This is a genomic window from Microbacterium sp. HSID17254, assembly GCF_003989315.1.
Lineage (GTDB): Bacteria > Actinomycetota > Actinomycetes > Actinomycetales > Microbacteriaceae > Microbacterium.
Window position 1 is genome coordinate 135,225 of the sequence record NZ_RBLT01000010.1, and the last position, 9,659, is coordinate 144,883.

Here is a 9,659-nt window from a genome sequence, read left to right on the forward strand (position 1 = left end):
TTCCGGCGCTTCTGCCTGCGCGAAAGCGGGATAAAGTGGCGGCACGATGAGGATCACGCGCCGTACCCTGCTCCTCGGCGCCGGAGCCGGTGCCGTCTCGGTGCTTCTCGCCTCCTGCACCCCGGAGCCGGAACCGACGCCGACCCCCACCCGCACGCGCGAACCGGAGCCGCCGCCCGGTGTCCCTGCCCCGAGCGGGAGCGTCCGCAGCACCTGGACCACCGACCCCTTCGCCCGGGGTGCCGCGAGCTTCACTCCCGTGGGGGTGCTCGCCGCGACCCGTGCGGCACTCGCGCAGCCCGTCGACGACCGGCTCTTCTTCGCCGGCGAGGCGACCGACGACGAGGCGCCGGGTACCGTCCGGGGAGCCCTGCGCTCGGGCCGCCGTGCCGCGCGGGAGCTCACCGTCGCCGCCGAGGACGGCGAGCGGGTGGCCGTGATCGGCGCCGGGATCGCCGGAGCGACCGCCGCCGCGCAACTCGCGGAGGACGGCCTGCAGGTGACGGTGTTCGAAGCGCGCGACCGCGTCGGCGGCCGGATCCTCTCCCGCGCGGAGGACGACTGGCCGGTTCCGGTGCAGCTCGGCGCGTGGCTGTTCGGCGAGGCCGACGCGGAGCTGCTCGAGACGATCGACGAGGGGGACATGGACCTCGTCGACCTCGACGGGGCGCGGTGGCGCTCGGCCGAGGGTGATGTCGACCCCGTGGATCCGCAGCCGGTGGAGGCCGCGGTGACCACGGCGCAGTCCGCCCCGCAGGACTCCTCCGTGGCGGACGCCCTGGTGGCGGCCGGCATCGACCCGGAGGATCCCGCGACCGCCGCGCTCCTCGCGCTCCTCGCGGCACGGACGGGCGCGGACGCCGCCGACCTGTCGAGCTGGTTCGCCCCGCCGCTGCCCGATGCAGCGCTGCAGGGAGTCGGCGACGATCTGACCCCGTTCATCGAGAGTGCCCTGGACGGGGTGAAGGTGGGGCTGAGCTCGCCGGTCACGCGTCTCGCGTGGGACGACACCGGAGTGAGCGTGCGCCTCGGCACCGGGGAGGCCCTCTCCTTCGACCGGGTGCTGCTGACGGTGCCGCTCGGGGTGCTGCAGGAGCAGGGCATCGAGTTCGATCCGCCGCTGCCGTTCGACAACCGCGGCGCCGTCTCCGCGCTCGGGATGGGCGCCATCGAGACGGTGTGGCTGCGATGGGACGAGCCGTTCTGGGACGGTGACGAGGCGATCTGGCACGCGGTCGGCGACGACATCGCGATCCCTACGTGGATCAACCTCCGCCCCTCGACCGGCGAGAACGTGCTCGTCGGGATCGTGGGCGGTGCGGCGGCCCGGGACTTCGCGGAGCTCGGGGACGCGGAGGCCGTCGAGGCGGCACTCGCTTCGCTGGCGCTCTACGCCTGAACCGGCTCGCGCGCGGCCTCGGCCGGGGCGCGGTCCTCGGGAGGAGGCTCGGCAGGAGTGCGGTCCCACGGGTCCGGCAGGCGGCTGATGAGCACGAGCGCGGTCGCCACGGCGGCGAACACGGCCAGCGCGATCGCGCAGGAGACGGTGAACTCGACGGGACCGCTCACCTGCCGCGGGTCGAGGAAGTAGTACGGGTACCAGCCGATCAACGGTCCGCGGATGAGCGTCGCGACGCCCCACAGCACCGGGTAGGCGAGGGTCACCGGGATCACGCGCCACGGCACCGCCCGATGCCCCGGGGCCAGGGCCCAGGCCGCGACGGTCACCGCGGGCAGCCAGAAGTGCAGCACCTGATCCGACCACGGCACGTCGATGCGGATGCCCCGGACTCCGGCCTGCCAGACGAGGATCGCGAACACGAGTCCCGCCGTGATCGTCCAGGTGAGCACGAGGGCGAGGGCCACCGTGAGCCACCGCGGGTCGCGGGCTCTCCGCAGCGCGAGGACTCCGGCGACGGTGAGGAGGACGACGAAGGCGATGTTCGACTGGTTCGTCAGGTACGCGAAGAAGTTCTGGCTCGCGATGGTGTTCGACGCGAGTCCCCACGCGAGGCGGTGGATCAGCGCGACGAGGCAGACGGCGGCGGCGGTGAGCCGGAGCAGGCCGAAGACGGTGCGCCTGCTCACCGTCGCCTCGTCCTTTCCGCCATCCGCCGAGTCTACGGAGCCGACCCGGGGTGACGCCGCATCAGGCCGCCGCACGGGTTCAGGCGTGGCTGGGGGTGGGGGCCTGTTCTCGCGCGAAGGCCTGCTCTCGCGGGGTGGGTCAGCGGCGCGGGGCGCGGGTCGACCACAGGGCCAGCGCGATGAGCACCGGCTGGAAGAACAGACGCACGAAGCGCTTCATGTCGGTGTCGAGGCCGAAGCCGTCGCGATGATGCATCCACTGCGCCACATTGCCCGGGAAAACCGCGGCGAAGAAGAGCGCGGCGACGGTGCCGACCGTGCGACGGCGGCGACGGGCGAACAGCAAAGCGGAGCCGAGCGCGACCTCCGCGACGCCGGACGCGAGCACCGTGGCGTCGGGATCGAGCGGCAGCGATTCCGGCACCTGCGCCTGGAATTCCTCGCGGGCGAACGTGAGGTGGGAGACGCCGGCGAACACGAGCGAGGCGCCGAGGAAGATCCGGCCGATGGTGCGGGGAGTCGACATGGTGCGAGTGTACGCCTCGCCGTTGCCGTCAGATCAGGCGGCGGAGCGCTTCTTCGAGGGTGATGCCCTGCGCTTCGGCGCGGTCCCGGAGACGCGCGTGCTCGTCGGGCGACAGCGGCAGCTGGAGCACGATGGGGTCGTCCTGCGCGAGGTCGAGTCCGTCGAGCAGGTCGGAGGCCTCGGCCCACAGCGGCGCGGCGAACTCCGCCTCGGCGACGGGGGTCGAGGTGCGGGACGAGGCTGTCGTCGAGGCGGATGCCGGGGCTTCGGCAGCGGCGGCGGCGACCGGGGCGGAGGCGGCGACGGCGGCTCCGGCATCGGTCGCGCGGGTGAATCCGGGGCCTCGACGCGGCTCCTGCTTCTGCTGATAGGCCTTGGCGGCTGCGTTCGCGCGCTCGTCGGCGGCTTCGTTCAGCGGGTGCCCGGCGTGGCCCTTGACCCAGGAGAACTCGACGTTCCGACCGCGCAGGGCCTCGTCGATCCCCTCGAGGAGGTCGCGGTTCAGCACGGGCCCGCCGTCGGACTTCCGCCACCCGCGGCGCTTCCAGCCGGGCATCCACTTCGTCACGGAGTCGATCACGTAGCGGCTGTCGCACTCGATCAGGAGCTTCTCGTCGGTGCCGGCCGTCGCCCGGAGCAGTTCGAGGACGGCGCGGAGCTCGCCCTGGTTGTTCGTGCCGTGCGGGGAGCCGCCGGCCGCCCAGTTCGCGTCGTCGATGTACCAGGCCCAGCCGTTCGGGCCGGGGTTGCCCAGGGCGGAGCCGTCTGCGGCGGCGGTGATGGTCATCCGTCCACCGTATCGCTGGCCGCGGACGCCCTTTCGCGCCGCGGTCGCACGGAGTGGTCCGGAAGCTGCGACGGGGGTGCGAAACAGCGACGCGCGGTGTCAGTCCTCGGGGTCGGCGTTCTCGGTGCTCGCGGCCTCGGGGGCGGGCGGGGCGACGGGGAACACGATGGAGCTCACCGAGGACGGGGTGTCGAGGCCGAGGGTCAGCGGGTCGAGCGCCGGCGCGGCGTCGAGCGTGTCTGCGGCCGAGGTCTCGAGTGGTTCAGAGGGGAGTCCCCACTGCTTCTCTTCTTCCTCCGGTCGCTGCTGGAAGTGTCCCATGCCTCCATTGTCACCCCCGGGCGGCGTGGGGTCGCAGTTTCGCACCGAGGTCGCAGGGATCCGGCGGCATCCTGCGACGGGAGCGCGAATCTCCGACCGCGGCTCACTCCGCGCGCGCCGCCTCGCGCACCGCGTCGACGAGGGTGCGCCACGGGCCGTCCACGGCGGAGTCGGGCAGCTCCCGCTCCCGGCGCTCGGACGGGGTGCGGGCGCGGATGCTCCAGACGAACCGGTCGGCCCCGGACTCCGTGTCGACGTCGTCGTCCCAGGGGCAGCTGTCGATGAGGCCGATCCATTCCTCGGCGTCCGGCGGCTCGGCCTCCACACGCCACTGGCGACGGATGCCGGCGAGACCTCCCGAGCGCACGACGGCGATGACGACGGGGGCGTCAGGCGGCGTCGGGTCCTCGGTCACCCTCATAGACTCCCACGGTCGTCCACGCGCGTCGAGCGGCGGCGACCGTCTCCTGATCGACCGTGGCTGCCGCGGCGACTGTGGCGTCGGCGAACTCGGTGAAGGTCGCGGTGCTCGACAGTCCGCCGGTGAGTGCCCGGTACCAGACCGTGCCGGCGCGCTCCCAGGCGTTGCCCCCGAGGTCGAGGGCGAAGAGGGCGAAGGCGCGGTTCGGGATGCCGGAGTTGATGTGCACGCCGCCGTTGTCCTCGGTGGTGCGCACGAATCCGCTCATGTGGTCGGGCTGCGGGTCTTTCCCGAGTTCATCGTCGTCGTAGGCCGTGCCCGGCGCGATCATGGAGCGGAGAGCTGAGCCCTCCACCGCATCCGTGAAGATCTCCGCCCCGATGAGCCAGCTCGCCTGGTCGGCGGACTGACCCAGGGCGTACTGCTCGGTGAGCGCGCCGAACACGTCGGCCACGGACTCGTTCAGTGCGCCCGGCTGGCCCTGATACTCCAGGTTCGCCGTGTGCTGCACGACACCGTGGGCGAGCTCATGTCCGATCACGGTGAGCGAGCCCGTGAAGTGCTGGAACACCTCGCCGTCGCCGTCGCCGAACACCATGCGCTCGCCGTCCCAGAACGCGTTGTCGTAGTCGACGCCGTAGTGGACGGTCGCGTCGAGAGGAGCGCCGGCGTCGTCGAGCGAGTTGCGGCCGAACGCGGAGAGCAGCATCTCGAACGTCGCGCCCAGGCTGTCGAACGCCTCGTTGACGGCGGTGTCGGCGACGGGCTCATCGTCTTCCGTGCGGACCACGGCCCCCGGGAGCTGCTGGGTGTTGCCGGCGTCGCTGATCGTGCGGTTCGGCGCATCGGAGAGCTGCGCGACGAGGTCGCCGTTCTCGTCGATCGAGAGGTCGATGCGGGCGCGGAACGGCGGGCGCCCCGCGGTGAGCGTCTGTCGGGCGGCGGCGGCGGCCTTCGGGAACCGACCCGACTCCGCCAGACGGGCGAGCAGGTAGGAGGGGATGACGCCGGGATGCGGGGAGGATTCTGCGCTGCTCATGCGTCGACCCTACGCCGGGGCGCGGACACAGCAGGAGACCCCCAGGACGGTCGCGTAAAATCGGCCTAATGACCGACGCGCCCGACGCCACCCCCGACCTGGGCCCCGGCATCGACCCCGACGACCTCGCCACGACGCTGCGCGTCCTCGCCGAGCTGCACACCATCGACAACGAGCACCCCGACTTCGTGGCCGTGCGCCACGCGACCGCGGCCATGTTCAAGGCGGTCAAGCGCGTGCGGCGCAAGGAGATCCGGGATGCGATCGCCGAGGCGGACAAGGCCGTCGTCGCCCGCACCGCCACCGGCGCCCCCGACCGCATCGACGACGAGACCCGCGGGCACGACCTCGCGTCCCGTGTGATCGACGCCCCCATCGCCGGCGAGCTCCTCAAGCCGCGCAACTGCTACATCTGCAAGCAGCCGTACACGCTCGTCGACGCGTTCTACCACCAGCTCTGCCCGGACTGCGCCCGCTTCAGCCACGGCAAGCGCACCGCCCGCACCGACCTCACCGGAAAGCGCGCGCTGCTCACCGGCGGCCGCGCGAAGATCGGCATGCACATCGCGCTGCGCCTCCTCCGCGACGGCGCGCACACCACGATCACCACCCGGTTCCCGCGTGACGCCGTGCGCCGGTTCTCGGCCCTCCCGGACGCGGGCGACTGGCTGCACCGGCTGCGCGTGGTCGGCATCGACCTCCGCGACCCCGCTCAGGTGATCGGGCTCGCCGACTCGGTCGCCGCGCAGGGCCCGCTCGACATCCTCATCAACAACGCCGCGCAGACGGTCCGCCGCTCGCCGGGGGCGTACTCGCTGCTCGCCGACGCGGAGCTCCAGCCGCTGCCGGACGGTCCGCTGCCGGAGATGGAGACCTTCGGGCACACCGTCGACCCGCACCCGCAGGCGCTGCAGGCCTCGGTCGACGCGCATCCGCTGCTGTCGGTCGCGGCGCTCGGCGGCACGGTCGCGGAGCAGGGGGGACAGGCGCTCACGGCCGAAGACCTCGCGCGGCTCGCGATGGCCCCCGGCTCCTCCTCGCTCGAGAAGCACGCGGACGGCACGGCGATCGATGCGGGCGGTCTCGTGCCGGACGTGAACCGCGTCAACAGCTGGGTGCAGTCGGTGGATCAGGTCGATCCGCTGGAGATGCTCGAGGTGCAGCTCGCCAACACGACCGCTCCGTTCCTGCTCATCAGCCGGCTGCGGGCGTCGATGGCCGCGTCATCGTCGCGCCGGAAGTACGTCGTGAACGTCTCCGCCATGGAGGGACAGTTCTCTCGCCGTTACAAGGGCCCGGGCCACCCGCACACCAACATGGCGAAGGCCGCGCTGAACATGCTGACCCGCACGAGCGCGGGGGAGATGTTGGAGAAGGACGGCATCCTCATGACCGCCGTCGACACCGGCTGGATCACCGACGAGCGCCCGCACTACACGAAGGTGCGCCTCGCGGAGGAGGGCTTCCACGCCCCGCTCGACCTGGTCGACGGCGCCGCCCGGGTGTACGACCCCATCGTGCGCGGGGAGGCCGGCGAGGACATCCACGGCGTCTTCCTCAAGGACTACGAGCCCAGCCCCTGGTGACGGCCGTTCGAATCGCCTGAATGGTTCCATCCGGAGCCGAAAAGGGGCCAAACGGGCGATTCGAAAACCGTCAGCCGGGGTAGGGGTGGGGGAACCAGACCGTCACGATGAGGCCTCCGCCGGTGCGGGGTGTCAGCACGAGGGTGCCGCCGTGGGTCTGCGTGATGCGCTGCACGATCGCGAGACCGAGGCCCACCCCGGCGTGCTCCGGCCCGCGCGTGCGCTCGGTGCCGCGCTGGAAGGGCTCGACGAGCGTCGCGACCTGGGAGGCGTGCAGCTCCGCACCGGTGTTCTCCACGACGAGGGCCACCGCATGCGGCAGGGAATGCGTGCGCACCGCGACGGAACCCCCGCCGTCGCTGCGGTTGTGGACGATCGCGTTGGCGACGAGGTTCATGACGAGCTGCGGCAGCAGGGCGGAGGAGCCGAGCACGGTCGCCGGCACGCCGGACACCTCCACCTCGACCCCGCGGCGGTCGGCGAGCGGCAGGAGGGCCTCGACGGATTCCTCTGCCAGGAGCGACAGGTCGACGAGCGTCCGCGGGAACGTGCGCTGATCCGCCCTGCTCAGCAGCAGCAGCGCCTCGGTGAGGTCGATCGCGCGCGTGTTGACCTCGTGGAGCCGGTCGATCAGGGCGTCGACGTCGCGGTCGGGATCGGTGCGGGCCACGTCGAGGAGGGTCTGCGAGATGGCCAAGGGGGTCCGCAGCTCGTGCGAGGCGTTCGCGGCAAAGCGCTGCTGCTCGGCGACGTGCGCCTCCAGCTGCTCGAGCATCGTGTCGAAGACGTCGGCGAGGTCGCGGAACTCGTCGCTCGGGCCCTCCATGCGGATCCGGTGCGACAGGGAGCCCTGCGCCGCGAGCCGTGCGGCGTCGCCGATGCGGTCGAGAGGCGCCAGCATCCGTCCGGCGAGCAGCCAGCCGCCGCCGAGACCGATCGCGAGCAGGGCGACCATCACCATCGCGGCGACGGGTACGAACGCCCGGATCAGATCCGAGCGGTTGGGGACGAAGAACTCGACGACGGGGATCTGCACATCCGGCACGTAGCGCAGGAGATAGAGCGCCACGGCGCCGAGCAGCAGGAGCCCGGAGACGACGACGATGCCCGCGTAGCTCAGGGTCAGCTTGAGGCGGACGCTGAGGCCGCGCCGCCTAGGCATCCGCGTCGGCCCCGATGCGGTAGCCGACGCCGGGCACCGTGAGGATCAGCCACGGCTCGCCGAGGCGCTTGCGCAGCGAGGACACGGTGATGCGGACGGCGTTCGTGAACGGGTCGGCGTTCTCGTCCCACGCCCGCTCCAGCAGCTCCTCGGCGCTGACCACCCCGCCCTCGGCATCGACGAGCACCTCCAGTACGGCGAACTGCTTCCGGGTGAGGGCGACGTACCGGCCGTCGCGGTAGACCTCGCGGCGGAAGGGGTCCAGGCGCAGCCCGGCGAGTTCCAGCACCGGTGGCCGCGCGCGCTGTCGGCGGCGGTCGAGGGCACGCAGCCGCAGCACCAGCTCCCGCAGCTCGAACGGCTTGGTGAGGTAGTCGTCGGCGCCGAGCTCGAACCCGGAGGCCTTGTCGTCGAGGCGGTCGGCGGCCGTGAGCATGAGGATGGGGATGCCGCTGCCCGAGGCGACGATCCACCGCGCGATGTCGTCTCCGGACGGGCCCGGCACGTCGCGGTCGAGGATCGCGATGTCGTACGCGTTGATGCTCAGGAGCTCGAGCGCGGTGTCGCCGTCGCCGGCGATGTCGGCCGCGATCGCCTCCAGTCGCAGCCCGTCGCGGACCGCCTCGGCGAGGTAGGGCTCGTCCTCGACGATCAGCACACGCATGGCAGCGATCCTACGCAGTGCGGCATATCGCCGGTGTATGGAAAAGGCCATACGCCGTGGCAACCGAGGGCTCTCTTCACTGGAATCATGAACGACCTCCGCACCCCCCGAGCCGTCCGTGCCCGGCGCTGTCGGCGGATCGCCACCACGGCCTCCGTGCTGGCGCTCGCCGTGGTCGCCGCCGTCGCCGTGCAGCAGTCGCTGTCGGCCGCGTTCGCCGAGACCGCCCCGATCGTCACACCCGCCACCACCGGTTCCGATTCCGAGCCGCACACGCCGACCGGATCGGTGCTCGCCCCGAGCGAGGCCGACGGCGTGATCCGCGACGGCGACCAGCCCACGGTGTTCGATGTCGACAGGGTCGCCGTCGGCAACCTCGACCCCGCGCTGCTCGACGCCCTCCAGCGCGCCGCCTCCGATGCGGAGGCCGACGGGGTGACGTTCCTCGTGAACAGCGGATGGCGTTCGGCGGCCCTGCAGGAGCAGCTGCTCCGCGACGCCATCGACGACTACGGCTCGGAGGAGGAGGCGCGCCGCTGGGTGGCGACCGCGGAGACCTCGGCGCACGTCTCCGGCGACGCGGTCGACCTCGGTCCCCTGCCCACTCTCGACTGGCTCACGCAGCGCGGATGGCGGTACGGCCTCTGCCAGACCTACGGCAACGAGTCCTGGCACTACGAGCTGCGACCGGAGGCCGTCGAGGACGGCTGCCCCGCACCGTACGCCGACCCCACCGAAGATCCGAGGATGCAGCGATGACGGCCGTGCTCGCGGAGGGGATGACCCTGTCCCGCCTCGACGCACCGACACTATCCACCCTTCCGGCCGCCGTGACCGAGAACCTCCGCCGCGTGCGGGAGGCCGCCGCGGTACCCGTCATGGCCGTGGTCAAGGCCGACGCGTACGGTCATGGCATGGTGGCCGTGGCGACCGCCGCCGTGGCCGCGGGGGCCGAGTGGCTCGGGGTCACCGACGTCGCCGAGGGGGTCGCGCTGCGCGAGGCCGGACTGCGCGTGCCGATCCTCGCCTGGCTGCACCCCGCGGGCATCGACGCGCCTCGCGCGG

At 72.3% G+C, this 9,659-nt stretch carries 12 protein-coding genes; 4 read left to right on the forward strand and 8 right to left on the reverse strand.

Annotation, left to right across the window (positions count from 1 at the left end):
- Nucleotides 1–46: 46 nt before the first annotated feature.
- The gene (locus D8M34_RS08435) at nucleotides 47–1,399 is read left to right on the forward strand and encodes a flavin monoamine oxidase family protein (RefSeq protein ID WP_126893746.1); all 1,353 of its coding nucleotides are present in this window, start codon (nucleotides 47–49) and stop codon (nucleotides 1,397–1,399) included.
- Here D8M34_RS08435 and D8M34_RS08440 read toward each other — a convergent pair.
- The 6 genes from D8M34_RS08440 to D8M34_RS08465 all read right to left on the reverse strand — a co-directional run bounded on the left by D8M34_RS08440 (nucleotide 1,390) and on the right by D8M34_RS08465 (nucleotide 5,182).
- Complete coding sequence (locus D8M34_RS08440; RefSeq protein ID WP_238695625.1) at nucleotides 1,390–2,088, reverse strand: Pr6Pr family membrane protein; 699 nt, start codon at nucleotides 2,086–2,088, stop codon at nucleotides 1,390–1,392. The genes D8M34_RS08435 and D8M34_RS08440 overlap by 10 nt on opposite strands.
- A gap of 139 nt (nucleotides 2,089–2,227) precedes the next feature.
- Nucleotides 2,228–2,614 (reverse strand): DoxX family protein, encoded by a 387-nt coding sequence (locus D8M34_RS08445; RefSeq protein ID WP_126893747.1) that lies wholly within the window; start codon nucleotides 2,612–2,614, stop codon nucleotides 2,228–2,230.
- Nucleotides 2,615–2,642: 28 nt separating this feature from the next.
- Nucleotides 2,643–3,401: a ribonuclease H family protein gene (locus tag D8M34_RS08450; protein ID WP_126893748.1), complete on the reverse strand. Its 759-nt coding sequence runs from the start codon at nucleotides 3,399–3,401 to the stop codon at nucleotides 2,643–2,645.
- Nucleotides 3,402–3,500: 99 nt separating this feature from the next.
- Nucleotides 3,501–3,722 carry a hypothetical protein gene (locus tag D8M34_RS08455; RefSeq protein WP_126893749.1) on the reverse strand — a complete coding sequence of 74 codons (222 nt, stop codon included), beginning with the start codon at nucleotides 3,720–3,722 and terminating at the stop codon, nucleotides 3,501–3,503.
- A 103-nt stretch (nucleotides 3,723–3,825) separates the two neighbouring features.
- Nucleotides 3,826–4,137: a protealysin inhibitor emfourin gene (locus tag D8M34_RS08460; RefSeq protein WP_174235377.1), complete on the reverse strand. Its 312-nt coding sequence runs from the start codon at nucleotides 4,135–4,137 to the stop codon at nucleotides 3,826–3,828.
- Nucleotides 4,112–5,182 carry a M4 family metallopeptidase gene (locus D8M34_RS08465; RefSeq protein WP_126893751.1) on the reverse strand — a complete coding sequence of 357 codons (1,071 nt, stop codon included), beginning with the start codon at nucleotides 5,180–5,182 and terminating at the stop codon, nucleotides 4,112–4,114. Before D8M34_RS08465 ends, D8M34_RS08460 begins: the two co-directional genes overlap by 26 nt.
- A gap of 68 nt (nucleotides 5,183–5,250) precedes the next feature.
- On the opposite strand from D8M34_RS08465, the gene D8M34_RS08470 reads away from it, so the two are divergent.
- Entirely contained in the window at nucleotides 5,251–6,768 is a 1,518-nt protein-coding gene (locus D8M34_RS08470) for an SDR family oxidoreductase (protein WP_025104046.1), read from the forward strand.
- A 70-nt stretch (nucleotides 6,769–6,838) separates the two neighbouring features.
- Here D8M34_RS08470 and D8M34_RS08475 read toward each other — a convergent pair whose 3' ends face one another.
- Together D8M34_RS08475 and D8M34_RS08480 are read right to left on the reverse strand one after the other, a co-directional pair.
- Entirely contained in the window at nucleotides 6,839–7,930 is a 1,092-nt protein-coding gene (locus D8M34_RS08475; RefSeq protein WP_025104045.1) for a sensor histidine kinase, read from the reverse strand.
- Nucleotides 7,923–8,594, reverse strand: coding sequence for a response regulator transcription factor (locus D8M34_RS08480; protein ID WP_126893752.1), 672 nt, complete (start codon nucleotides 8,592–8,594; stop codon nucleotides 7,923–7,925). The genes D8M34_RS08475 and D8M34_RS08480 overlap by 8 nt, the downstream gene beginning before the upstream one ends.
- Before the next feature lie 87 nt (nucleotides 8,595–8,681).
- On the opposite strand from D8M34_RS08480, the gene D8M34_RS08485 reads away from it, so the two are divergent.
- A complete protein-coding gene (locus D8M34_RS08485) occupies nucleotides 8,682–9,353 on the forward strand; it encodes a M15 family metallopeptidase (protein WP_126893753.1) in 672 nt (223 codons plus the stop codon).
- A 20-nt stretch (nucleotides 9,354–9,373) separates the two neighbouring features.
- A partial coding sequence (locus D8M34_RS08490) for an alanine racemase (protein WP_238695627.1) occupies nucleotides 9,374–9,659 on the forward strand: 286 nt, incomplete at its 3' end.

Excerpts from the sequence above, each read along its gene's own strand:
- D8M34_RS08485 (WP_126893753.1), top strand. The coding sequence starts at position 8,682 with ATGAACGACCTCCGCACCCCCCGAGCCGTCCGTGCCCGGCGCTGTCGG.
- D8M34_RS08470 (WP_025104046.1), top strand. The coding sequence starts at position 5,251 with ATGACCGACGCGCCCGACGCCACCCCCGACCTGGGCCCCGGCATCGAC.
- D8M34_RS08455 (WP_126893749.1), bottom strand. The coding sequence starts at position 3,722 with ATGGGACACTTCCAGCAGCGACCGGAGGAAGAAGAGAAGCAGTGGGGA.
- D8M34_RS08480 (WP_126893752.1), bottom strand. The coding sequence starts at position 8,594 with ATGCGTGTGCTGATCGTCGAGGACGAGCCCTACCTCGCCGAGGCGGTC.
- D8M34_RS08465 (WP_126893751.1), bottom strand. The coding sequence starts at position 5,182 with ATGAGCAGCGCAGAATCCTCCCCGCATCCCGGCGTCATCCCCTCCTAC.
- D8M34_RS08445 (WP_126893747.1), bottom strand. The coding sequence starts at position 2,614 with ATGTCGACTCCCCGCACCATCGGCCGGATCTTCCTCGGCGCCTCGCTC.
- D8M34_RS08435 (WP_126893746.1), top strand. The coding sequence starts at position 47 with ATGAGGATCACGCGCCGTACCCTGCTCCTCGGCGCCGGAGCCGGTGCC.
- D8M34_RS08450 (WP_126893748.1), bottom strand. The coding sequence starts at position 3,401 with ATGACCATCACCGCCGCCGCAGACGGCTCCGCCCTGGGCAACCCCGGC.
- D8M34_RS08475 (WP_025104045.1), bottom strand. The coding sequence starts at position 7,930 with ATGCCTAGGCGGCGCGGCCTCAGCGTCCGCCTCAAGCTGACCCTGAGC.